At 68.7% G+C, this 21,901-nt stretch carries 22 protein-coding genes; 9 read left to right on the forward strand and 13 right to left on the reverse strand.

The genetic code is table 11. From position 1 onward, the window contains the following. Nucleotides 1–19 precede the first annotated feature (19 nt). The gene (locus tag C6C15_RS16570) at nucleotides 20–625 is read left to right on the forward strand and encodes a TetR/AcrR family transcriptional regulator (RefSeq protein ID WP_105950672.1); all 606 of its coding nucleotides are present in this window, start codon (nucleotides 20–22) and stop codon (nucleotides 623–625) included. Here C6C15_RS16570 and C6C15_RS16575 read toward each other — a convergent pair. Beyond that, nucleotides 622–1,098 (reverse strand): hypothetical protein, encoded by a 477-nt coding sequence (locus C6C15_RS16575; RefSeq protein WP_105950673.1) that lies wholly within the window; start codon nucleotides 1,096–1,098, stop codon nucleotides 622–624. The two genes, C6C15_RS16570 and C6C15_RS16575, sit on opposite strands and share 4 nt — an antisense overlap. Before the next feature lie 90 nt (nucleotides 1,099–1,188). Here C6C15_RS16575 and C6C15_RS16580 point away from each other — a divergent pair, with 90 nt between their 5' ends. Further along, nucleotides 1,189–1,821, forward strand: a complete 633-nt coding sequence (locus C6C15_RS16580) for a winged helix-turn-helix transcriptional regulator (RefSeq protein WP_158698579.1) — start codon at nucleotides 1,189–1,191, stop codon at nucleotides 1,819–1,821. 9 nt (nucleotides 1,822–1,830) lie between these two features. On the opposite strand, the gene dnaB is transcribed toward C6C15_RS16580, so the two are convergent. Continuing rightward, nucleotides 1,831–3,204, reverse strand: coding sequence for a replicative DNA helicase (gene dnaB, locus C6C15_RS16585; RefSeq protein WP_025102810.1), 1,374 nt, complete (start codon nucleotides 3,202–3,204; stop codon nucleotides 1,831–1,833). Between the two features lie 516 nt (nucleotides 3,205–3,720). Between dnaB and C6C15_RS16590 the strand changes: the two genes are divergently transcribed. The 4 genes from C6C15_RS16590 to C6C15_RS17170 all read left to right on the forward strand — a co-directional run bounded on the left by C6C15_RS16590 (nucleotide 3,721) and on the right by C6C15_RS17170 (nucleotide 10,307). Next, nucleotides 3,721–4,785, forward strand: a complete 1,065-nt coding sequence (locus tag C6C15_RS16590; RefSeq protein WP_105950675.1) for a hypothetical protein — start codon at nucleotides 3,721–3,723, stop codon at nucleotides 4,783–4,785. A 102-nt stretch (nucleotides 4,786–4,887) separates the two neighbouring features. Next, nucleotides 4,888–6,603, forward strand: a complete 1,716-nt coding sequence (locus tag C6C15_RS16595) for a beta strand repeat-containing protein (RefSeq protein ID WP_234024178.1) — start codon at nucleotides 4,888–4,890, stop codon at nucleotides 6,601–6,603. A 717-nt stretch (nucleotides 6,604–7,320) separates the two neighbouring features. Further along, nucleotides 7,321–9,981, forward strand: coding sequence for a hypothetical protein (locus tag C6C15_RS16600; protein WP_158698580.1), 2,661 nt, complete (start codon nucleotides 7,321–7,323; stop codon nucleotides 9,979–9,981). A gap of 26 nt (nucleotides 9,982–10,007) precedes the next feature. After that, nucleotides 10,008–10,307, forward strand: coding sequence for a hypothetical protein (locus tag C6C15_RS17170; protein WP_144881674.1), 300 nt, complete (start codon nucleotides 10,008–10,010; stop codon nucleotides 10,305–10,307). A 352-nt stretch (nucleotides 10,308–10,659) separates the two neighbouring features. On the opposite strand, the gene C6C15_RS16610 is transcribed toward C6C15_RS17170, so the two are convergent. The 6 genes from C6C15_RS16610 to rpsF form a co-directional block, all read right to left on the reverse strand. After that, a complete protein-coding gene (locus C6C15_RS16610; RefSeq protein WP_105950677.1) occupies nucleotides 10,660–11,025 on the reverse strand; it encodes a cupin domain-containing protein in 366 nt (121 codons plus the stop codon). A 16-nt stretch (nucleotides 11,026–11,041) separates the two neighbouring features. Next, nucleotides 11,042–13,177, reverse strand: a complete 2,136-nt coding sequence (locus tag C6C15_RS16615) for a CapA family protein (protein ID WP_158698581.1) — start codon at nucleotides 13,175–13,177, stop codon at nucleotides 11,042–11,044. A 141-nt stretch (nucleotides 13,178–13,318) separates the two neighbouring features. Then, a complete protein-coding gene (gene rplI / locus C6C15_RS16620; protein ID WP_105950679.1) occupies nucleotides 13,319–13,771 on the reverse strand; it encodes a 50S ribosomal protein L9 in 453 nt (150 codons plus the stop codon). A gap of 11 nt (nucleotides 13,772–13,782) precedes the next feature. Further along, entirely contained in the window at nucleotides 13,783–14,037 is a 255-nt protein-coding gene (rpsR, locus tag C6C15_RS16625) for a 30S ribosomal protein S18 (RefSeq protein ID WP_017203799.1), read from the reverse strand. A gap of 71 nt (nucleotides 14,038–14,108) precedes the next feature. Beyond that, nucleotides 14,109–14,612 carry a single-stranded DNA-binding protein gene (locus tag C6C15_RS16630; protein ID WP_025102815.1) on the reverse strand — a complete coding sequence of 168 codons (504 nt, stop codon included), beginning with the start codon at nucleotides 14,610–14,612 and terminating at the stop codon, nucleotides 14,109–14,111. 5 nt (nucleotides 14,613–14,617) lie between these two features. Then, nucleotides 14,618–14,986, reverse strand: a complete 369-nt coding sequence (gene rpsF, locus C6C15_RS16635; protein ID WP_021201450.1) for a 30S ribosomal protein S6 — start codon at nucleotides 14,984–14,986, stop codon at nucleotides 14,618–14,620. A 225-nt stretch (nucleotides 14,987–15,211) separates the two neighbouring features. On the opposite strand from rpsF, the gene C6C15_RS16640 reads away from it, so the two are divergent. The 3 genes from C6C15_RS16640 to C6C15_RS16650 all read left to right on the forward strand — a co-directional run bounded on the left by C6C15_RS16640 (nucleotide 15,212) and on the right by C6C15_RS16650 (nucleotide 16,616). Continuing rightward, nucleotides 15,212–15,916, forward strand: coding sequence for a hypothetical protein (locus C6C15_RS16640; RefSeq protein ID WP_234024179.1), 705 nt, complete (start codon nucleotides 15,212–15,214; stop codon nucleotides 15,914–15,916). Nucleotides 15,917–16,004: 88 nt separating this feature from the next. Next, nucleotides 16,005–16,235: a DUF2283 domain-containing protein gene (locus tag C6C15_RS16645; protein WP_105950681.1), complete on the forward strand. Its 231-nt coding sequence runs from the start codon at nucleotides 16,005–16,007 to the stop codon at nucleotides 16,233–16,235. Nucleotides 16,236–16,409: 174 nt separating this feature from the next. Further along, nucleotides 16,410–16,616, forward strand: a complete 207-nt coding sequence (locus tag C6C15_RS16650) for a hypothetical protein (RefSeq protein ID WP_105950682.1) — start codon at nucleotides 16,410–16,412, stop codon at nucleotides 16,614–16,616. 31 nt (nucleotides 16,617–16,647) lie between these two features. Here the strand turns inward: C6C15_RS16650 and C6C15_RS16655 are convergent, their stop codons facing one another. Genes C6C15_RS16655 through C6C15_RS16675 form a run of 5 tightly spaced genes read right to left on the reverse strand, consistent with a single transcriptional unit; the run spans nucleotide 16,648 to nucleotide 21,855 of the window. Beyond that, nucleotides 16,648–17,487, reverse strand: a complete 840-nt coding sequence (locus tag C6C15_RS16655; RefSeq protein ID WP_105950683.1) for an ABC transporter ATP-binding protein — start codon at nucleotides 17,485–17,487, stop codon at nucleotides 16,648–16,650. Next, on the reverse strand, nucleotides 17,480–18,295 hold the full coding sequence (locus tag C6C15_RS16660) for an ABC transporter ATP-binding protein (protein ID WP_060922055.1): 816 nt from the start codon (nucleotides 18,293–18,295) through the stop codon (nucleotides 17,480–17,482). The genes C6C15_RS16655 and C6C15_RS16660 overlap by 8 nt, the downstream gene beginning before the upstream one ends. Then, on the reverse strand, nucleotides 18,292–19,203 hold the full coding sequence (locus C6C15_RS16665) for an ABC transporter permease (protein WP_105950684.1): 912 nt from the start codon (nucleotides 19,201–19,203) through the stop codon (nucleotides 18,292–18,294). Before C6C15_RS16665 ends, C6C15_RS16660 begins: the two co-directional genes overlap by 4 nt. Then, nucleotides 19,200–20,261, reverse strand: a complete 1,062-nt coding sequence (locus C6C15_RS16670) for an ABC transporter permease (RefSeq protein WP_058631931.1) — start codon at nucleotides 20,259–20,261, stop codon at nucleotides 19,200–19,202. Before C6C15_RS16670 ends, C6C15_RS16665 begins: the two co-directional genes overlap by 4 nt. A gap of 10 nt (nucleotides 20,262–20,271) precedes the next feature. Then, nucleotides 20,272–21,855, reverse strand: a complete 1,584-nt coding sequence (locus C6C15_RS16675; protein ID WP_105950685.1) for an ABC transporter substrate-binding protein — start codon at nucleotides 21,853–21,855, stop codon at nucleotides 20,272–20,274. Between the last annotated feature and the right edge of the window lie 46 nt (nucleotides 21,856–21,901).

Genomic DNA, 21,901 nt, shown 5'->3' on the forward strand with positions numbered 1-21,901 from the left:
AGGTTGGTATACTCGCCGCATGTCGACAACCGTGCCGGAGCTCCCGCCGCTGACCCCCGGGGCGCGCCGCGTGCTCGACGCCGCCTCCGACCTCTTCTACGAACGCGGCATCCACGCCGTCGGGGTCGACACCATCGCCGCTGCGGCCGGAGTGACGAAGAAGACCCTGTACGACCGCTTCGGATCGAAGGAAGCGCTCGTCGTGTCCTACCTGCAGCACCGGGACGCCCGCTGGCGCGATCACGTCGCGGTTCACCTCACACGGGTCCCGGAGCCGGGACCCGCCCGCGTGCTCGCGATCTTCGATGCCGCCATCTCCTGGGTGCCGGACCACAGCACCAAGGGATGCAGCGCCATCAACGCGCGCGCCGAGATCGACGGCCCCGGGGACGCCCCACTGGTGCTCGCCGAGGCCCGTCGCGAGAAGGAGTGGCTGCTCGCGGTCTTCGCGGAGCTCTGCGGTGAGGCCGGGTTCCACGACCCGGACCGGCTCGCCGAGACGCTCATGCTCCTCTATGAAGGCGCGATCGTCACCGTCGGCATGGGGACGTTCGCGGAGCCGTTCGCGACCGCTCGGGACAGCGCGCGCCGACTGCTGGAGTCCACTGCGTCCTACGCGTCCTAGACGTCGGTCGTCGAAGAGGACGCGCGCGGCGGGAGCACCGCCCGCACCGTGACCACGAGGAACGCCACGAGCAGCACCACCATCGTCACGTCCGCGACGATGTAGGCGTAGTGCGCGCCATCGGTTCCCGGCGCCTCCCGCCCTGCGATGACCAGGTCGCTCCGCCGGTTGAGGATCGGGCGGATGACGACCACCTCGACGAGGAACACCAGCCACAGCCCGCCGAGCAGCAGAGCCGAGGAACGCCCGGCACGGGCACGGACGCTGACCGCCGTCAGCACGAGGAGCACCGCTCCCGCGAGGACGTTGAGGGCGGTGAACACGAGACGACCGATGCCGAGCCCTAGGGGGATCGTGATTCCGGGAGCCAGGAACTTCAGCGGCGCCTCCAGGAACGAGATCGCGACGATCGCCCCGAGCAGGAAAGCCGGCAGCAGCAGGCGCAGCGCCGTCACCGTGCGTCCACCCGTCATGGCCTCAGGCTAACCGGCCGGTCCGCACCCCCAGCGGCGGGTGACCGTGGAAATAGCGCCTCACTCCGCGTTCAGGGGATAATGGGTAACATGCCACGTCCTACCGACGCCTATCGCGGGCTCATGCAGAGCAGTCGGCTGCGGGTCCTCGCCGCCTTGATGGACACTCCGGGAATCGGCCTCGCCGAGCTCTCCCTCCGCATGGGCCTCCACGTGAACACGCTGCGCGACCACCTCCGCGTGCTCGAGGGTGAGGGCCTCGCCCGGTCCGAGGTCGAGCACACCGGTCGGCGCGGAAGACCACGGCTGCGCTTCTCCCCCGTGCTGCCCAGCGAACCGAACGAGATCGAGGAACGGCGGGTCCAGGAGGCGATCCGCCACGGCGACCTCATGCGCGCGGTGCTCCCGGCGACGCGATCGGGCCTGCCAGAGGCCGCGACGCATCAGCTCGACGCGCTGTTCCACCACCTCGACGACGTGGGCCTGCAGCCGGACATCGACGAGAAGGCGATGACCGTCGACCTCTCCCCCTGCCGCTTCCACACGCTGCTGACCGATGACCAGACCGTGGTCTGCCGGGTGCACGAGGAACTCATGAAGTCGGTGCTGGCGAGAGCGGGCGGCCCCGTGAAGATCGAACGCGTGATCCCGTTCACGACGTCCCATTCCTGCCACGTCCGGCTCAGCCTCCGCGAGGAGTCGGCGTCCGACACGGGACGGTGACGCCCAGGCTCAGTTGAAGTCGCCGCCCGGGGCCATGTCGGCGAACCGGGAGTAGTGCCCCTGGAAGGCGACGGTGATGGTCGCGGTCGGACCGTTACGGTGCTTGGCCACGATCAGGTCGGCCTCGCCGGGACGGACGTCCTTGTCGTAGACCGAGTCGCGGTGCAGCAGGATGACCATGTCGGCGTCCTGCTCGATCGATCCGGACTCTCGCAGGTCGCTGATGGCTGGCTTCTTGTCCTGTCGCTGCTCGGGACCACGGTTCAGCTGCGACAGTGCGATGACCGGGACCTGCAGCTCCTTGGCGATGAGCTTGAGGCTTCGGGAGAACTCCGAGACCTCCTGCTGACGGGACTCGACGCGCTTACCCGACGTCATGAGCTGGAGGTAGTCGATGATGACCATGCGCAGACCCGCCCGCTGCTTCAGCCGTCGGCACTTCGCCCGGATCTCGACGAGCGTCATGTTCGGGCTGTCGTCGATGTAGAGCGGGGCGTCGTTGATGCGGCCGCGGGTGGCGGCGACCGTCGTCCAGTCCCGCGGGTCGAGCGTTCCCTTGCGCATGTTCTGCAGCGGGATCGCCCCCTCGGCGCTGAGCAGACGCATCGCGATCTCGCTCTTGCCCATCTCGAGGGAGAAGAAGATCGAGGGGAAGTCGTGCCCGATCGAGGCCGCACGGGCGAAGTCGAGGGCGAGCGTGGACTTTCCCATCGCGGGTCGCGCGGCGACGACGATCATCTGCCCGCCGTGCAGGCCGTTGGTGAGCTCGTCGAGCTCGCGGAAGCCGGTGGGGATGCCGGTCATGGAGCCGTCGCGGCCGTTGGCCGCCTCGATCTCCTCGACCGCGGCGTCGACGGCGACCGTGAGCGGCACGTAGTCCTCGGCCGTCTCCGAGCCGGTCACCGAGTAGATCTCGGCCTGCGCGTTGTTGACGATGTCGGTCGCGTCGCCCTGGCCGTCGTAGCCGAGCTGGACGATGCGCGTCCCGGCATCGACGAGGCGGCGGAGGATCGCGCGCTCGGAGACGATGCCGGCGTAGTAGCCGGCGTTGGCCGCGGTCGGGACGATCGACGTGAGGGTGTGCAGGTAGTCGGCGCCGCCGGCCTTGTTCAGCTCACCGGTCTTGATCAGCTCGTCGGTGACCGCGACGACGTCGGTGGGCTCACCGTGGGAGTACAGCGAGAGGATCGCCTCGAAGATGAGCTCGTGCTTGGGGATGTAGAAGTCGGCGCCCTTGAGCGTCTCGATCACGTCGGCGACCGCGTCCTTCGACAGGAGCATGCCACCCAGGGCGCTCTGCTCGGCGAGGAGGTCGTGCGGAGGGGTGCGCTCGGGCGGACGCTGCCCTCCCAGGCGCTCCTCGGAGATGTCGGCGATCGACACTGTGTTCCCTTCGATGCGACGGTTCTGAGGCGGGCCCCGCGCGCGCATCTGCGGATGCCGGTACGGGGGACCGCGGCCGCGCGGCGGCCATCCCCAGACAAGCAGGTGCCCCCGACATTCGGTCGCTCGACCACGCTATGAGCGGTCTCCACACGGTGCAACACGGCCTGTGGATAACCATGTGGACAGCGTGCGGACAATCTCGGAGTGTCTGTGCAGAACGGGTGTGGATAACCCGGTGGACGGTGTGAACACCGAACTTTTTTATCCACCCTGAACGGGGATTTACCGTTTCCCCACCCTGTGGATGAAAACGAGTTTAAATTGCGCGTTGAAGGTTTCCCCTCCGGAGGGGGCATGTGTAGAACCTGGGGAAAGTCAAGCCGGAAATCCGCCGGGCGCGTCACGATCTGACACGAGACGAATCGGATGTAAACGCCCCTGGACAGAGAGGGGCTCCGCGAGTATTCTGCCTCCCATCGACACACCCGTGGACCTTCGGAGGGGGAGGACGACGTGGACGCTCGGACCACCCGACGCGGCGTACCCCACGCCGTCCTCTGGGGTGGAATCGGCGCGCTCGCCTGGGCAGCCCTGACCGTCCTCACCGGCGGCGGCTCCGCGCACGCGGACGAGCAGCCGAAGGGTCCGCTCGACAGCCTCACCTCGGTCGTATCCGAGACCGTCACCGCCGTGACGAAGCCGGTCGTGAACGACGTCGTGGCTCCGGTGGTGAACCAGGTGGCGACTCCGGTGGTCCAGGAGGTCGTCGCGCCCGTGGTGCACGAGGTCGTGGCTCCGGTCGTGACCCACACCGTCGCTCCCGTGCAGGAGGCCGCTCCCGCCGTCGTCGAGACGGTGACCGAGACGGTGACGCAGGTCCCGGTCGTCGGAGACACCGCGGCCCCGGTGCTCGAGGCGGTCGCCGAGACCACCGAGACGGTCGTCGAGCCCGTGACCGAGGTGCTCGGCTCTGCACCGGTCTCACAGATCACGGCGCCGGTGCTCGACCTCGTCGGCGGCCTTCCGCTGGTCGGCGGCATCGTCGTCGACTCCGGCGCCATCGACCTGGTCGAGAACGTCGTCGGCGTCGTCGATGGCACGACCGGCCTGATCGGCGGCGTCGTCGATAAGACCGTTCCGCCGGTCGTCGAGGTGCTCACGCCACAAGAGCCGGCCGCACCGCAGACCCCGGAGGGCTCCGTCCCCGCGGGTGTGACCACGGCGCGCGACGACATCGCCGCGCTTCCCGAGCGTGCTTCCGCACCGTCGGCCCCGCCGAGCACGGGCCAGGACTCTGCGCTCCGTACCGTGGCTTCCTTCGCCGGCCCGGTCTCCGCGCCTGACTCCTCGGACGCCGGTGCCGGTGACACCGCTCCGGTGCCGTTCGGTGCCCCCGCGGGCGCCCCGGCCGCCCCCGCCTCTTCCTCCGCCGCCTCGGCCGGAGGTTCCGCCAGCGCCCCCGCTCGCCTCAGCGAGATCGGCGCCACCCCGCTCCGTGCCTGGGAGCGGGCCGCCGGCGCACGGGACGACGCCCTTCCGGGCGCCCCCGTCGCCGACACCGACGTCTCTCCCGACTGACGGACTGTCGCGTCATCCCACCCGGATGACAGATGCCGTGCTGCGCGCGCACTTCCTCGCGTGCATCCCATCAGACAGACCAGTCACGTCAGGAGAACCATCATGCGTACCTACGCGAAGCGCGTCCTCTGGGGCACGCTCATCGCCGGCGGGATCACCCTGCTCGGCGCGACGGCCGCCAATGCGGCCGAGACATCCGGAGACGACGGCTTGCTCTCCGGCACCCAGGCCGTAGCGCCCATCACCGCCCCGATCACGGTCGTCGACAACGCGATCTCCGTGCTCGGCGACGCGGCATCCACCACACCGGCTCCCGCTCCGGCCCCCGCTCCGGCACCGGCACCGGCACCAGCCCCTGCCGCGGCTCCCGCCCCCGCTCCGCAGACGAGCGGCGAGGACGGCACGGCATCCGGCACCCAAGCCGTGGTGACCGTGAACCTTCCCGTCACGGTGACGGACAACGCCATCAGTCTCACCGAAGACTCCACGACCAGCACCCCGGCCGCCGCTCCTCCCCAGAGCGCGGCTCCCCAGGCCCCTGACGCGGCCGGGGTGCTTTCCCTCGACACGGACGGCCTGGATGGCGTGCTCTCGGGCACCCAGGCTCTGGTGGCGGTCAACGCCCCGGTGACCGTGTCCGGCAACGTCATCTCGCTGCTCGGTGACTCCGAGTCGGCCGCTGAGGGAGAGAGCGCCGCAGCACCGGCGCCTGCCCCGGCGACCGGGTCGAGCACCTCGGGCGAGGACGGCACCGCGAGCGGCACCCAGGTCGTCGCACCGGTGACGGCCCCCGTCACGGTGAGCGGCAACGCCATCTCGCTCCTCGGCGACAGCGAGGCCACCGGCACCTCCGGCGGCACCGCGGCCCCGACCGCACCCGCGGCCGGCGGGAGCACCACCGGCGGTGACGACAGCATCCTCGGGGGCACGCAGGCCGTGGCACCCGTGACGGCGCCTGTCACCGTCGGCGGCAACGCCATCTCGCTCCTCGGCGACAGCGAGGCCACCGGCACCACCGGCGGCACCAGCCCGGCACCGGCCGCGCCCGCGACCGGGTCGAGCACCTCGGGCGAGGACGGCACCGCGAGCGGCACCCAGGTCGTCGCCCCGGTGACGGCCCCCGTCACGGTCGGCGGCAACGCCATCTCGCTCCTCGGCGACAGCGAGGCCACCGGCACCACCGGCGGCACCGCGGCCCCGACCGCACCCGCGGCCGGAGGCAGCACCACCGGCGGCGACGACAGCACCCTCGGCGGCACCCAGGTGGTCGCACCCGTGACCGCCCCCATCGGCGTCACTGGCAACGCCATCTCCGTCACCGACGACGCCACCGTCACCGGCACCACCGGCGGCACGTCCCCGACCGCACCCGCGGCCGGCGGCAGCACCACCGGCGGCGACGACAGCATCCTCGGCGGGACTCAGCTGGAGCTCCCCGTGACGCTTCCCATCACGATCGGCGGGAACGCGATCTCCGTCGTCGGCGAGAGCACGGTGACCGATCCCGGCACGAACCCGGGCACCGATCCGGGCACGGACCCGGGCACTGATCCCGGAACGGACCCGGGCACCGACCCGGGCACCGACCCCGGCACCGACCCCGGCACCAACCCCGGAACCGACTCCGGAGCGAACCCGGGAACGACGCCGAGCACCGGAGCCGGCATGACCAGCATGCCGTGGGCTGCGGGTGCCGCCGCGACGGGTGAGGCCACCGGCCTCGCGATGACCGGTGGCGCCTCGGCCCCGTGGCTGTGGGCCCTCGCCGCTCTCCTGCTGCTGGGAGGTGCGGGCCTGCTGCGCCGTCGCACGGCGTAGGTGCTGAGCCCCGGCGGCGGCGATGTCCTCGGGGGAGGAGACTCGCCCCCGCCGGTGCGCGGCAGCGTCCGCACGTGCGGTGCAGCCCTCGCTGCGCTTCCTCTGCCGAGCGTGACCGCCGCGCAAACGGCGGATGCCCCGTGGTCCCCCCACCGCGGGGCATCCGTGCGCCCGTTCGACGAGGCGCAGCTTCGTCACGTCGTCCTTGTGGGAAACGAGATAGCAGCCGCTATCCGCCCGGCACCTACGTCCGTCTAGTCCGGCTTCTCCTCCACGAGTCGATACTCGATACCCAGGACGTCATCCGGGTCATGGAAACGGATGGCGCCAGAGCGGAACGGAACGACGATCCCGCTCGGCTCGACACTCCACTCCCCATCCGAGGCTTCTTCAAAATCGAGGTGGGGTTCTTCAAGCTCTTCCTAGGAGAGCCCCGATGACGCGCGGGTCCTCGGAGTCCCATCCATTACTGAGAACCTTGTATACCCCGCAGCGACTGTCGACGCCGTCAACAGGCTGACGGCCGTTGAACGTTCGACGCCGTCTATTGCGTTGCTCGTTGGCGCCTCGATAGCATTCGGCAGCCCGGCGGGTGTCGCCGGTCTCATCGTCTGATGAGTCCGCGAACCGTTTCGCAGACTCCTGTCTGTCGAAGGAGCTCTGGTGAGTTCTACGCGTGTAATCGTGTCCTCCCTAGTTCTCTCGAGCGTTCTCCTGGTGAGTGCGATCGTTCCGTTCGAGTCGGCGGCTGCTCAGGTGCCCGCGGACAGCACGAGCACTCCCGCACCCGAGGATCCGCCGGTACCTGCGGTCGAGAATGTTGACCGCAATGACCTTGATGTGGTGTCACGTTCGGAGTTCGAGACCCGCTATGTCGATAGCGCTGGGAGTGAGGTGGCTCAGTTCTCCGTCGACCCTCTCAACGTGCGCGTCGACGGAAAGTGGGTTGATGTCGACCCGAGCTTGTCTGGGGATAACGATGGGTGGACTGTCGAACAGCACCCGCTTGCCCCCGAGTTCGCTCCCACAGCCGACGGCCAGAACACGGTCACCGTGACACGTGACGGCCACGAGGTCGCCATGTCTCTCGTCGGAGCAGACGAGGGTTCCCCCGAGGCGCCGGTGTGGCCGTCGGACGACTTCAGCTCCCTCGCTTATCGTGATGTGCTTCCCTATGCTGACCTTGAGTACACAATCACTCCCGGGTCCGTGAAAGAAGCACTGGTGCTCCACGCCGCGCCCGCTGCAGGTAAGCACTCGTGGACCTGGCGCATCGACCCAGGAAACTTGACGCCCGCACTGACCGAAGAGGATGTTCTCGAGTTCGTGGACGCTGATGGGGCGGTCGTGATGTCCAGCCCGACGCCCATCGCCTGGGACTCCGCCTCCGACGGCACTGCAACCCCTCGCGAGGAAGTCGTCTTGGATGCCGCGCTGCTGCGCAGCTCGAACGAGAACTGGTTCTACCGCGTCTCCATCGAGGAGTCCTGGATACAGGATGCCGACCGGGTGTTCCCCGTCTACATCGATCCCGAAGTGGTGGGCACGATCGCGAACCAGAACTCGTACAAGTCCGACGGCGGTCAGTATCTCGGCCAGCAGCACATCGGAAACACAAAACAGCCTGAGGGCGACCGCTACTGGCGTGCCGTCGTCAACTTCGCAGGCGGCGCCTCCGTCGGAAAGTTCATCGAAGCATCAGACCTCGGCATCACCTACGCCGGAGTTGGGTCTACCGCCACCCACTCCGGCAATGTGCGCGTTGGCACAGCGTGGGAGTATGGCGGGTACAGCACCCTGCTCGATTCCTATTCCCTGGGCGCCGGGACGACACAGACCAACGGAACTACGTTTCCCACCTACATCGCCAGCCGCTTCGGCAAGGCGTCAGCCACCAACGTGGCCTTCATGATCAGCGGCGCCGAGGGCACCGTCTATAGTCACAAACGCGTCACCACCGACCTCTGGGTCAAGTATCACGCCCACGTCAACCCCACATTCGTGACCGGCACAGGCGGGTCGCCCACAAACGGCGCCACCGGTGTGACGTTGACCCCCACCTTCAGATCCACAGCAACTGCCGTCACCGGTTCCAGCTTGCGATACTCCTACCGGATTTTCACCGACCCTAACGGAACACCCTTCTACACATCACCGGAAACGACCTCGGCTGTTCATCGGGTTCCCGATGGGACGCTGAAGCCCGGTACGAAGTACTACTGGCGCGCCTACGTGCGCGACGCGGGTTGGGATGGCCACCTCGGACAATCCACTCTCCGCTCCACCGGTGCGCGGAGCTTCACCACCACACCCATGCCGGCCATGGACGAGGGGCGAGAACTTCATGAGCAGGCTGGCGACCTCTACCCAGTGCCCGCGACCGTGATCTCCGCCGGGGAAGCCGTCACGGTTCCGGTTGAAGGGCTGTACGGGATGCCGTCGTTTGCGGACGGGCTCGATGCCGTGGTCGCCAACGTGAGCATCCGTAGCACCACCACACAAGGCGCTTCGATCCGCGCGTGGCCGAGCGATCTGGACGAACCCGACGCGACCATGCTCGAGAGCGCGTCAACCCACTGGAACTCCATGTTCACACCCATAATGGTCGGCAGCGACGGCACCATACAGGTCCGGAACCTTTCCGCCTCTCCCATGGAACTCAAGCTCTACATGCTCGGATACGCCACGGTGCCCTCACGCATACTCCCCGCTGATGAGACTGAGGAATCCGAGCACATCGAGCCCATCGACGACAGCCAAGACGAACTCCTGGAAGGAGATCCGGACGGAACCGAGCCGGAAGCACCCCCGGAAACCCTCGTCATCGAGAACGAGACGGGAGAGTTCCTCGTCACCACGGAAGAACTCACCCCCGCCGATGCACAAGAGGTGACAGAAGGCGGCGGGGGCATTACAACGTTCGGTTTCATCCCCCCGAAATCGCCCGCACCCACTAACTGGCGCGGCTGCGGCCTCTTCGACAAGAACGAGCAATACGTCAAAAGCTACGATCGCAAGCGACTGAGGAACAGTTTCTCTGGTTCCGTCGCGACCCTCCGGTGCGGAACGGCCAGGGACTATGGCTTTCGGCATGTTCAGGCGCGCCATCAAGGGGAGTGGACCAACGTTGGCGGACGGGTGGGGGTGCAGTGGCGCGACATGGCCGACTGGTCCATCGCCTGGATGCTCTACGACCCCGACCGAGTCGTCGCCAGCGGTCCCAACTTCTGTTACTCCCGGACAGTTTTCGTCTACAACAAGAAGACTGGGCAGAGGGTCTATCAGACTAATGTCCGGCTGTTCCTCGGAAAAACAGGTCAGAGAATCATCACCGCGAACCCTGGTCGACAGTGCTCAGGAATCAACTTGGTCCGCTAGTAGCCCGCCAACGAAAGGACACCAAGATGTCTCGACGCCTTCTGCGCCTATCGCCGGACTACGGAAACATCCTCCCCGTTTGGGAGGAGACACCAGGTCTCGAGGCAGGTGACCTCGATCCCGAAGATTCAGGGCTCTCGGATGGTCTCGTACAGGAGCTCCTCGCATGGAACACCCGTTGGGAAGAGTTTCTGTACTCGAGCATGCCAGAAGACGAGTTGGAGAAACACCGCGACGCATGGGAGAGAGAAGGCCGCAGCCTCGCCAAACGCATCGAACTCGAACTCGGCCGCGAGATCGACGTACACGTCACCTATAAGCCTTGAGCTCGCGATACTGCTCACGGGCGCGCGGCGGGGGTCGGTCCGCCTGGCCGCGCAACCCTGGATGCCATCAATCGCAACGTCCAAGGCGATCTGTTGCTGCAAGTCAGAGCCGCCGGGGCACCAACCGGGACCCTACCGATACTCGGGATCGCCGCCTGGTGGTCGAGGACTGACTCAATGGACGATCCTCGCCCCCGCCGGTGCGCGGCAGCGTCCGCACGTGCGGTGCAGCCCTCGCTGCGCTTCCTCTGCCGAGCGTGACCGCCGCGCAAACGGCGGATGCCCCGTGGTCCCCCCACCGCGGGGCATCCGTGCGCCCGTTCTGCGGACGCACGGGACGCGATGCGGGGGCTTAGCCGAGCTCCTGGAGATCTGCCGTCATGTCGCCGCCTGCGTCTCCGGTGTTGACCGTGCCCTTCGGCTCGAAGAGGATCGCGTGCACTTCTTCCTCGGCTTTCGGGCAGTGCTCGACGCCCCGGGGCACCACGAACACGTCGTTCGGGTTCAGGACGACGTCGCGGTCGCGGAGCTGGATCGTCAGGCGTCCGCTCACCACGAAGAACAGTTCGTCGGTCTCGGGATGCGTGTGCCAGACGAACTCGCCCTGCAGCTTCACGACCTTGACGTCGTAGTCGTTGACGCTCGTCAGCCGGTGCGGCTGCCAGTGCTCGTGGATGGTGGACAGGGCCTCGTGCACATTGCGAACGTCGTCCGTCATGGCCAGCAGCCTATCCTCACGGCAGGACGATCGACCCGTCGGCGTCGACGACGACGGCACTGCCCGGGAAGTCCCGCCGCCCGCGCTCGTCCATCAGGGCGCCGGCGCGACCGGTCGGATCGGGCGCCGGGGCACCGACTTCTGCGTCAAGACGGACGGACCGGATCTGTCCGCCGAGGAAGGTGCCGTCCGCACCGAGACGGACCGACAGGTAGGCGCCGAAACGGGTCTCCTCCTCCGCCCCGAAGATGCCCCCTCCCGCGAAGTTGCCCAGGCTGTACGCGATGAGGCGGCCGCGGTAGAACTCCGCACCCCGGACGACGTGCGGGCCGTGCCCGACCACCAGATCGGCCCCGGCGTCTACGGCCGCGTGCGCGAACGCCCGCGGATCGCCCCGGTTCTCCCCGAAGCTGTGCTCGGCCCCGCCGGTGACCGCGTCGGCCTCCGGTCCCTCGGCCCCCATATGGGCGTGGACGACGACGAGATCGGCGTGCTCCGCCGCCGCACGCACGACCTGACCGACGTGACGGAGGTCGGTGACCCGGTTGAATCCCCCATACGGCGCGAAGCCGACCAGGGCCACGGTGGTCTCCCCCACCCTCGTCACGACGACCTCGTTCCGGTCCCCGACGGCGTCCATGCCCTCCGCGCGCAGAACGGCCCTCGTCTCGTCGACGCCCTCCCGGCCGAAGTCGTGACTGTGGTTGTTCGCCTGATTGAGCACGTCGAAGCCGCGCAGCGCCGCAGCGGCATCCGGCTCGCTGCGGAACGCGAGGCAGTGGTCGCTCCCGGCGCACTTGTCGACGCCGGTGTCCGCCGCGATCACCTGCTCCAGGTTGCCGGTGACGATGTCCTCGGTGAACCAGGGGCGCACCTCGTCGAAGGTCGATCGTCCGCGATCCGCCGGGATCCCGCGAGACGCGTCGTACAGCAGGATGTCGCCCACGGCGCCGATGCTGACCTCTCCCGCGAGGGTGCCGGCGCGGTCGGCGATCGCGGCGGGGCGGGCGGGGATCGCCGCCGCCGCGCTGACGGCGAGGCCGACCCCCACCAGGGTCAGCACCGCGACCGGTGTCCGCCAGGGGACTCTGCGAGGAGCACCGCCGGCCGCGGTCCGCCGACGAGGCAGATCCCACAGCCAGGTGAGTCCGTCGCGAGCGGTGAGGCGATCGAGGCCGATGCACGCGGCGACCAGACCCGCCGTGAGCACGATCGGGAGCAGGACGGCCGCGAGCAGCTGCGCGGCCTGCCCCGCGTCGGACAGCACCCCCACGAGCGCGGCGTCGGCGAGCGCGAGCAGCGGCATGTGCAGGAGGTAGATCGGCAGGGTCCGGACGCCGAGCGCCTGCAGGCCCCGCCCGACCAGAGGGAGGCCCGCGAGGATCGGAGCGACCGCGATTCCCATCGCCACCCCGAGGACGGACACCGCCGGCCACACCCCCGGAACGGTCTCCGTGCCCGTCACGCGCATGACGGCGTAGGCGGCGAGATACCCGAGGGTCAGCGCCCCGGCGAGTGCCGGTCGTGGTTTCGCGGTGAAGCGGCGGATGCGCGGCGCGAGATACGCACCTCCGAGGAAGAAGAAGAGGTTGTAGAGGAGCGATCCGCGGTTGCTCACCACGTCGACCAGTCCGGCGGCCACCGCCACCGAGAGCATGCCGGAGCCCACCAACAGAACGCCGCGCGGCAGTCGGTGCAGGCCCTTCGCGACGACGAAGTACAGCGCGAGCGCGTAGAGGTACCAGGTGTTCGGCGGGCTGATCGTCACCCCCTCCACGAACGCGGAGACGCTCCTCGGCACGAACGTCGGGAAGTCCGGGAATGCCCACATCGCGGCGGCGTGGATGAGGCTCCACAGCAGATACAGATACAGGAAGCGGACCACGCGGGGACGGAACACGGCCGCCCAGGGCCGGGCCAAGGCTGCCGAGGCGAAGTACCCCGACAGGAACAGGAACAGCGGCATGAGGAACGGCCAGATGAGGTCGCTCGCGAGGCCCCAGGCCCCGGGAAGGGGGATGCCGAGCCGCCAGTCGACCTGCAGGTAGGTCTTCAGCACGACGTGCCAGAACACCACGAGGACGATCAGCAGCCCCTTCGCGGCATCGCCCCAGGGCGCTCTGGATGTCGGGAAGGGGGGTGGTGTCGCCATGGAATCGAGCCAACAGCACTGCATGTTGCGTCGGCGTATGAGAAATGTCGCCTGATCCTCACCGCGTCCGGATGCACGAACGCCCCCTGTCCTCCGGGACAGGGGGCGTTCCGTTCGACAGGCGTACGCCCGTCGGGTGCCTTACTTGGCGGCGACGACCTGCAGCGTGATGACGGCAGTGACGTCCTCGTGCAGACGCACGGTCGCCTCGTGCTCACCGGTCGCCTTGATGGGCGAGGTGATGTGCACCTTGCGCTTGTCGATCGAGCCGAGGCCCGCAGCCGTGACGGCCTCTGCGACGTCGGCGGTCTTCACCGAGCCGAACAGACGGCCTTCCTTGCCGGCCTTCACCGCGAGACGCACCTTGGTGCCCTCGAGGGTGTTCTTCAGGGCCACAGCCTCGTCGCGGTCGTGGATCGCGCGTGCCTGACGCGCGGCCTGGATCGAAGCGACCTGCTTTTCGCCACCACGGGTCCACGCCGTAGCGAAGCCCTGGGGGATGAGGTAGTTGCGGGCGTACCCGTTCTTGACCTCGACCACGTCACCAGCGCTACCCAGCCCGGCGACCTCGTTCGTGAGAATCAGCTTTGCCATCTCAGTACCCCTTACCGGCCGGCGCCAGCGTAGGGCAGGAGCGCCATCTCGCGCGCGTTCTTGATCGCGGTGGCGATCAGACGCTGCTCCTGCACCGACACACCGGTGATGCGACGGGCGCGGATCTTGCCGCGCTCCGAGACGAACTTGCGGAGGGTGGCGACATCCTTGTAATCGATGACGCCGACCCGGATGGACTTCGCGGGAGCGGCGTTCTTCGCGCCCTTCCGCGGCTTGCGGCGGTCGCCGCTCGACTTTCCAGCCATTGCTTTTCCTTAGTGATGAGCGGGGTGCGGCCCTTCGACAAGCTCAGGGACCCACCCGTGAAGAAGTGTTTTCAGAAGGGGGTGTCGTCGCCGAAGCTGCCCGGAGTGCTCCAGGCGTCGGCGCTGGTCGACGAGCCGGGAGTGGACCACGGCTCCTCCGACACCTGCTGCTGCTGCGCGGGACGGGACTGTCCCCCGCCGCCACCGCCCGAGGCCGCACGGGTGACCTGCGCGGTCGCGTACCGGAGCGAGGGGCCGATCTCGTCGACCTCCAGCTCGATCGCGGTGCGCTGGTTGCCCTCGCGGTCCTGGTAGGAACGCTGGCGCAGACGACCCTGCGCGATCACGCGCATGCCCTTGGTGAGCGAGCCCGCCACGTGCTCGGCGAACTCACGCCACACCGAGGCGCGGAGGAACAGCGCTTCGCCGTCCTTCCACTCGTTCGCGGCACGGTCGAAGTTGCGAGGCGTCGATGCGATGGTGAAGTTCGCCACCGGCAGCCCGTTCTGCGTGTAGCGCAGCTCGGGGTCGGCGGTGAGGTTGCCCACCACGGTGATGACGGTTTCGCCGGCCATGAGACTTAGGCCTTCGCAGCCTTGGCGGCCTTGCGGGCAGCCTTCTCTTCGGAGCGCTTGGCCTCGGAAGCGATCATCGCCTGAGCCTCTTCGGCGCGGAGCACCTTGGTGCGCATGATCTGCTCGTTCAGCTTGAGCTGACGGTCGAGCTCCTGCGTGGCGGCGCTGGTCGCGGTGAAGTTGACGACGGCGTAGATGCCCTCGGTCTTCTTCTGGATCTCGTAGGCGAGACGGCGCTTGCCCCAGATGTCGACGTTCTCGATAGAGCCACCATCGTTGGTGATGACCTTCAGGAACTTGTCGAGCGTCGGGGCGACCTGGCGCTCGTCGATCTCGGGGGTCAGAATGACCATGAGTTCGTACTGGTGCGTCACTTACCCACCTCCTTCGGACTAGAACGGCTCTCGGGGATTTCCCGGGAGCAGGAGGGTGTGTGCACGTGCCCGCCCGTGGAATCCCGAATGGACGCCGCAAGGCAGACAACCTCGACAGTCTAGCGGAGTTTCCTCGGAACCGCCTCCCGCACATCCGCTCCGTCCTTGGCATGCTGGAGGGCGTGCCTGATGACGGTCATCGGCACTGACCTGGAGGGGGGCGCCATGCGCGTCAACAAGTGGGGGGTCGGCGTCGTGCTCGCCGCCGCCGTCATGCTCACCGGATGCTCGGCGGGAGCGTCGGACAAGCCGGCCGAGTCGAAGCCGCGCGGGGCCGCATCGCAAGAGGCCGAAGCGCCGTCCTCCGACTGCCCCGAACTGGCCGACGGCGCCACCGTCGACGGCTCGGCCCTCGGCGCCTGCATCGCCGAGGCCATGACCGACACCGCCGGCTATGCCGCCAAGACCGTCGTGATGGGCATGGAGTCCACCACGCGCTTCAACCCGTCCGAGAAGGCGCTGGAGTCGCTCTCGCCGATGGGTTCGATCGTCGCGATCGGCGACGACGTCTGGGTGAAGTCGCCGTCCAGCGACTGGCAGGCCGCCGATCCGTCGTCGAGCGACCCCATCATCGCCGGCCTCAGCACCACCGCGAAGGACGTCACCGCGATGGACCCCGCCGAGACGGCGAAGGCCATCACGGGCGAGTTCACCGTGACCGGCACCGGCGAGCGCCTCGGCCAGAAGGTCTACCTCGTCAGCGGCACCGTCGAGCAGGCGGGCACGCCGGTCGAGGTCGTGTTCGAGGTCACCGACGACTACGTCAACCTCGCCTCGACCAGCTCCGCGACCGTGCAGGGACAGTCGGTCGACGTCGCCCTCGAGATCACCGAGTGGGACGTGAAGCAGGACATCGTCGCGCCGCTCTGATCGCACGGGATACGCGAAGGGCCGGAGCGCACGCTCCGGCCCTTCGCCGTCACCACGACGGTGGCGGAGGAACGAACGGAGGCCGTCGATGCACCTCAGATATGACCCAGAAGCGGACGCCGCCTACCTCCCGGTCGGGCGCGAGCTCCACGCGGGTGAATCCGTCGCGCAGGTACCGGAGATACGCAACCCGCACGGAGCAGGGGAGATCATCCTCGATTTCGACGCCGACGGGCATCTTCTCGGCGTCGAGATCCTCCAGGCGTCGAAGCTCCCCCGGGCCGAAGACCTCGATCGGGCCCGACGCACCACGGTGTAGATCGCCGCGCCCTCGACCGCAATGTAACATTACAGCGCACGAATGCGGCGGGTACTCGTGGGAGGAGCCAGTCTCAGTTGATCGGCTGCTCGCGTAGCGGGAAGGGCGTCCGGCTCCGCCAGTGGGCCGGCATCATCACCGGATGCTACTCCCAATGAACGAGAGGACCGGATCATGACGCTCCACTCAGGACGATGGATCGCCTCCGCGACCCTGCTGATCGTGGCCATCGCTGTGCTCATCCTGCGTATGCAGGGTCTCATCAGCGACACCGCCAGTTCGATACTGATGGCGGCGCTGCTGGCGATCGCCATCGCCGTCGGGATCGCGATGTCGATCCGACGCCACCGGCGGTCGCGGTCACGCACGCACTCCGACTGACGGAGCACCGGATCGGCTTCGTCGTGCCCGTCTAGTAGGCGACGGGAGGCACCTCGGCCCAGACCGCGCGGTCGCCGGCGGAGGGGGCATCGGGGATGCGGCCCGTGCCGTCCGGCTCCGGGATCGCAGCGAGCAGCGCCTGCGTGTAGGGGTGCCGCGGCGCCGCCCAGAGCTCGTCGGTCGGCCCCGATTCGAGCACCCTCCCGCCGAACATGACGAACGTGCGGTCGGCGATGCGGCGCACGACGGCGAGGTCGTGGGAGATGAAGAGCATCCCCGCACCGGACTCGGCCACGAGATCGCGCATGAGTCCCGCGACACTCGTCTGGGTGGAGGCGTCGAGGGCGGAGATGGGCTCGTCGGCGACGAGCAGCGACGGCCGCGCCGCGAGCGCTCGGGCGATCGCGATGCGCTGCTTCTGGCCGCCGGAGAACTGATGCGGGAAGCGGGTGCGCACCTCGGCGGGCAGTCCGACCCGCTCCAGCCACTCCTCCACTGTGGAACCGGCGGCACCGCGCGCACGGGCGGTCGCGATGCCGTCGGAGATCTGGTCGCCGATCCGCCGGCGCGGGTTCAGCGAGGTCGCCGGGTCCTGGAAGACCATCTGGATGCCCGTGAGCGCCGTGTCACGACGACGGATCCCCAGCGGCGCGACGGGGGCGCCGCGGAACGACACCGTCCCGGCGGCGGTCTTCTCGATGCCGACGACGGCGCGGGCCAGGCTCGACTTGCCACTGCCGGACTCGCCCACGAGGGCGACCGTCTCTCCCGCCGCGACACTCAGCGAGACGCCGTTCACCGCGATCACGGGCGGGGTGCCCGGGTACCGCACCACCACGTCGCGGGCGTCGAGGACGCTGACCTCACTCATCCGCGGCCTCCTCGGGGCTCTCGTCGATGCGCGACCCTGGGAGGGCCGCGAGCAGCATGCGGGTGTACTCGTGCTGCGGGGCGCGGAAGAGCGTCTCCCGATCGGCGAGCTCGACGATGCGACCGTCCTTCATGACGGCGACCGTGTCCGCGATCGCACTCATCACGCCCAGGTCGTGGGTCACGAGCAGGACGGCGAGATTCCGCTCGATCGCGAGGTCGCGCAGGAGCTTCAGGATGCCGGCCTGCACCGTCACGTCGAGGGCGGTCGTCGGCTCGTCCGCGAGCAGCACCTCCGGATCGCACGCGAGGGCGCACGCGATCGCGATGCGCTGCCGCTGTCCGCCGGAGAACTGGTGCGGATACCGCTTCAGCGCCTCGACCGGGTTCGGCACCTGCACGGTCTGGAGCAGCTCCACCGCCCGCTCGCGCGCAGCGGCGCCCTTGAGGCCGAGGTGCACGCGCATGTGATCGGTGAGCTGCCGACCGACCGGCAGTTGCGGGTGCAGCGAGGCCGACGGGTCCTGGAAGACCATCGCGATGCGCTTCCCGCGGACGCGGTTGAGACCGCGTCGGTTACGACCGACGAGCTCCTCCCCCGCGAGCAGGATCGAGCCGCCGGTCTTCGCCTGTCGCGGCAGGAGGCCGAGCACCGCCAGGGAGGTGAGCGTCTTGCCGGAGCCGGACTCCCCCGCGAGGCCGTGGATGCGCCCTGGTTCGAGCTCCAGGGACACGCCCTTCACGAGCGGACGGCCGATGTCGATCGTGAGGTCGCGGATGCTCAGCGTCGCCGTGCTCTGCGCGGTCATGCGGGCACCCCCGTCGCGGAGGCGGTGTGCTCCGCCTTCTTCTCGTGTGTGATCTCGGCGGTCGGGTCGAGCACGTCGCGCATCGCGTCGCCGAGGAAGTTGAAGGCGAGCACCACGGTGAGGATCGCGAGGCCGGGGAATACTCCGAGCCACCAGGCGTCGAAGTTCTGCATCGCCCCGGAGATCATGGACCCCCACTCCGCCGTCGGCGGCTGCGCGCCGAGACCGAGGAAGGAGAGTCCCGAGAGGAGCAGGATCGCCGCGCCGATGTCGAGCGTCGCGAGCACGAGGACCGGGCCGGCGATGTTCGGCAGGATGTCGACGAAGAGCGTGCGCAGCGGCGAGTGGCCGAGCAGGCGGCCCGCGATCACATAGTTCTGCCCGCGGAGACCGAGCACGATGCTGCGGGTGACGCGGGCGTACTGCGGCCACGAGACCACGATCGCGGCGATGACGGCGTTGAACAGCGAGGGGCCGAGCGAGGCCGCGACCACCATGGCAAGGATCACGGTCGGGAACGCCATGAAGAGGTCGGTGATGCGCATGAGCGTCTCGTCGACGGCGCGCCCGAAGTACCCGGCGACCGCGCCGACGAGGGTGCCGATGATGAGGGCGGCGATCACGAGCATGAGCGCGAGCGGCAGACTCACCGTCGCGCCGGTCATCAACCGGGAGAAGATGTCGCGGCCGTTGCCGTCGGTGCCGAGGATCGTGTCGATTCCCGGCGGCTGCAGACGGGGCAGCACCTGCGCGTTCGGCGGGTAGGGCACCCACCACTGCGCGGTGAAGGCGACGATGATCCACGCACCGGCGATGACGGTGCCGATGATGCCGAGCGGGGTGCGCCAGGCGCGCGGCCAGCGGAAGCGGAAGCGTCCGGCGGGGGTCGCTGCGGCGATGCGGCTCATGCGATCCTCACTCTCGGGTCGAGCACGCCGTAGAGCAGGTCCACGATGAAGTTGATGAGGAGGTAGATGACACCGACCACGAGACCGACCCCCATGATGCCGGGCAGGTCGAGGTTCGCGGCGGAGTTGTAGGCGTAGGTGCCCAGCCCCGGCCAGGCGAACACCGACTCGACGAGCACCGTTCCGGAGAGCAGGGCCCCGAACGCGACACCCACCACCGTGAGGATCGGCAGCGAGGCACCGCGGAGCACGTAGTCGAGGATGACGCGCATCGCCGGCAGGCCCTTGGCCCGGGCCGCGCGCACGTAGTCGCTGCCGAGGACCTCGAGCACCGAGGTCCGGATGAAGCGGGTGAGCAGTCCGATGGTCACGAGCGAGAGCACCATGACCGGCAGCGCGAGGTGCGCGAGGGCGTCGAAGAAGCCCACCGCGTCGCCGTTCAGGAGGTAGTCGACCGTGTAGAGCCCGGTCACGCGGGGAGGCGGGGTGATCGACGGCGAGATGCGTCCGGAGCCCGGGGCGATGCGCAGCTCCAGGAAGAACACGTAGAAGCTGACCAGCGCGAGCCAGAAGGTCGGGACGCTGAGCCCGACGAGCGTGACGACGCGGATGACCTGGTCGGTGACGAGTCCGCGGCGGTACGCGGCGAGGGTGCCGAGCACGATGCTGACCGCGAGGCTGACGATGATCGCGCCGATCGCGATCTCGATCGTCGCGGGCACGGCGGTGGCGAGGTCGCTGGTGACCGGGCGTCCGGTCACCAGCGACGTGCCGAGGTCCCCGCGGAGCAGGTTCCCCATGTAGATGAAGTACTGCACGAACAGTGGCTGGTCGAGTCCGTTCGCCTTGATGAACGCCTCGCGCGTCGCGGGGTTCTGCGACGCGCCCTCACCGAGCGCGGCCGAGACCGGGTCTCCCGGCACCAGGTTGGTGAGCGCGAACGTGACGATCGTCACGCCCACCAACAGGAGCAAAGAGGTCCCGGCCCGCCGCAGCAGGTATCCGACGAGAGGCGAGCGGCGCCGCTGCGCCTGCCTCTGCACGGCCACTGTCGTCATGACGATCCGTTCAGCCGGCCGGCTGGATCTCGGCGATGTCCATCTCCCACACGGAGTTGTAGACGGCGCCGGACACGCTGGAGGCGGAGGAGATGTTGCGACCGGGGACGATCAGCGGCACGAACGGGCCCTCGGCCTGCATGGCCTCGGCGAACTCGGTGAAGGCCTCGGTGCGCTGCTCGGCGTCGGTCGCGGCGGCCGCACCGGCGGCGATGCCCGCGATCTCCGGGTTGGCCTCGGCCGCCCAGCCGGCGCGGAGGCCGACCTTCAGACCCGGGGCGAAGGGCAGGAAGTTCGCGGAGTCGGCGTAGTCCGGACCCCAGAACCACAGGCCGAAGCCCTCGGTCCCGTTGACGTACGCGTCGAGCTCGGTCGCGAACGGTGCCGGAGCGAGGTCGACCGCGATGCCGGCGTCCTCGAGCTGCGCCTGGATGCGCTCGGCGAGCGGGGTGAACTCCACGCCGCCGACCGGGTAGTCGTTCGGGAACTGGAGCTTGAGGGTCTGACCGGTGTATCCGGCCTCCTCCAGCGCGGCCTTCGCCTTGTCGAGGTCCTGCTCCACGCCGCTGTCGAGGGCACCCTCGAAGCCGGGCGGGATGACGCCGGTCGCCTGGACCGCACCGGCACCGGCGAGCTCGAGCAGCGCGTCGTAGTCGAGCGCGTAGCGGATGGCCTCCGCGATCTTCACGTTCGCGAGGTCGCCGCCGGCCTCGCCCTGGTTGAGCAGCAGGAAGATGGTCTGGCCGGAAGGCACCGAGTCGACGCTGATGTCGTCGCCGAGACCGGCGACCTGGTCGCCGTTGAGGTCCATCGCGACCATCGAGTCGCCGCCCTTGAGGTTGGCGAGCTGGGTCGCGCTCTCCGAGACGTTGCGCACGACGACGCGGCTGTAGGCCGACTCCTCGTCGCCGTTGTACTCGTCGTTGCGGGTGAGCACGACCTGCGAGCTGAGGTCGAGCGTGTCCAGCACGAACGGGCCGGATCCGGCGGACTCGCCGTCGAGGAAGCCCTGGGCGCTGTCGGAGCCGTCGGTGCTCCCGCCGTTCTCCATGACGACGTCGGCATTGACGATGCCGAGCGCCGGGTTCGCGAGGATCGCGGGGAGCTGCAGCAGCGGGGTCTCCGAGGTGAACCGGATGGTCTTGTCGTCGACCTCTTCGATCCTCAGGCCGCCGAGCAGGAAGTTGGGCTTGGCGTCTTCCATCCCCTGGATGCGCTGCAGCGAGAACACGACGTCCTTCGCCTCGATGGGCGAGCCGTCGGAGAACACGCGGTCGCCTTCGAGCGTGAAGGTGAACTCGGTCGCCTCGTCGTTCTGCTCCCACGACGCGAGGCCGGGGACCGGAGTGGACACGTCGGAGCCCTCGAAGTCGACGAGGGTCTCGTACAGCGCCTTCGCGATCATGTTGCCGGTCGGGTCGTACGTGTGACCCGGGTCGGTGGTCTCGATGGAGAACGCGGTGTCGATGACGAGGGAGTCGGACCCCTGGGACGACTCGGAGTTGTTCGCGGAGTTCCCCCCCGAGCAACCTGCGAGCGCCAGGAGCGCGACGGCTCCGAGCGCGATGACCGGCGTGATACGGCGTGACGACATCAGGGCCTCCAAGGGCGAGGAGTACATTCGGGTGCGGCCGCCACCG

Origin of the sequence: Microbacterium sp. str. 'China', assembly GCF_002993305.1 — a bacterium.
Classification (GTDB): Bacteria; Actinomycetota; Actinomycetes; order Actinomycetales; family Microbacteriaceae; genus Microbacterium; species Microbacterium paraoxydans.

Excerpts from the sequence above, each read along its gene's own strand:
- C6C15_RS16595 (WP_234024178.1), top strand. The coding sequence starts at position 4,888 with ATGCGTACCTACGCGAAGCGCGTCCTCTGGGGCACGCTCATCGCCGGC.
- C6C15_RS16655 (WP_105950683.1), bottom strand. The coding sequence starts at position 17,487 with ATGAGTGAGGTCAGCGTCCTCGACGCCCGCGACGTGGTGGTGCGGTAC.
- C6C15_RS17170 (WP_144881674.1), top strand. The coding sequence starts at position 10,008 with ATGTCTCGACGCCTTCTGCGCCTATCGCCGGACTACGGAAACATCCTC.
- rpsR (WP_017203799.1), bottom strand. The coding sequence starts at position 14,037 with ATGGCTGGAAAGTCGAGCGGCGACCGCCGCAAGCCGCGGAAGGGCGCG.
- C6C15_RS16570 (WP_105950672.1), top strand. The coding sequence starts at position 20 with ATGTCGACAACCGTGCCGGAGCTCCCGCCGCTGACCCCCGGGGCGCGC.
- C6C15_RS16660 (WP_060922055.1), bottom strand. The coding sequence starts at position 18,295 with ATGACCGCGCAGAGCACGGCGACGCTGAGCATCCGCGACCTCACGATC.
- C6C15_RS16675 (WP_105950685.1), bottom strand. The coding sequence starts at position 21,855 with ATGTCGTCACGCCGTATCACGCCGGTCATCGCGCTCGGAGCCGTCGCG.
- C6C15_RS16575 (WP_105950673.1), bottom strand. The coding sequence starts at position 1,098 with ATGACGGGTGGACGCACGGTGACGGCGCTGCGCCTGCTGCTGCCGGCT.
- C6C15_RS16630 (WP_025102815.1), bottom strand. The coding sequence starts at position 14,612 with ATGGCCGGCGAAACCGTCATCACCGTGGTGGGCAACCTCACCGCCGAC.
- C6C15_RS16615 (WP_158698581.1), bottom strand. The coding sequence starts at position 13,177 with ATGGCGACACCACCCCCCTTCCCGACATCCAGAGCGCCCTGGGGCGAT.
- rplI (WP_105950679.1), bottom strand. The coding sequence starts at position 13,771 with ATGGCAAAGCTGATTCTCACGAACGAGGTCGCCGGGCTGGGTAGCGCT.
- C6C15_RS16580 (WP_158698579.1), top strand. The coding sequence starts at position 1,189 with ATGCCACGTCCTACCGACGCCTATCGCGGGCTCATGCAGAGCAGTCGG.
- C6C15_RS16610 (WP_105950677.1), bottom strand. The coding sequence starts at position 11,025 with ATGACGGACGACGTTCGCAATGTGCACGAGGCCCTGTCCACCATCCAC.
- C6C15_RS16645 (WP_105950681.1), top strand. The coding sequence starts at position 16,005 with ATGCACCTCAGATATGACCCAGAAGCGGACGCCGCCTACCTCCCGGTC.
- C6C15_RS16650 (WP_105950682.1), top strand. The coding sequence starts at position 16,410 with ATGACGCTCCACTCAGGACGATGGATCGCCTCCGCGACCCTGCTGATC.
- C6C15_RS16665 (WP_105950684.1), bottom strand. The coding sequence starts at position 19,203 with ATGAGCCGCATCGCCGCAGCGACCCCCGCCGGACGCTTCCGCTTCCGC.
- C6C15_RS16640 (WP_234024179.1), top strand. The coding sequence starts at position 15,212 with ATGCGCGTCAACAAGTGGGGGGTCGGCGTCGTGCTCGCCGCCGCCGTC.
- C6C15_RS16670 (WP_058631931.1), bottom strand. The coding sequence starts at position 20,261 with ATGACGACAGTGGCCGTGCAGAGGCAGGCGCAGCGGCGCCGCTCGCCT.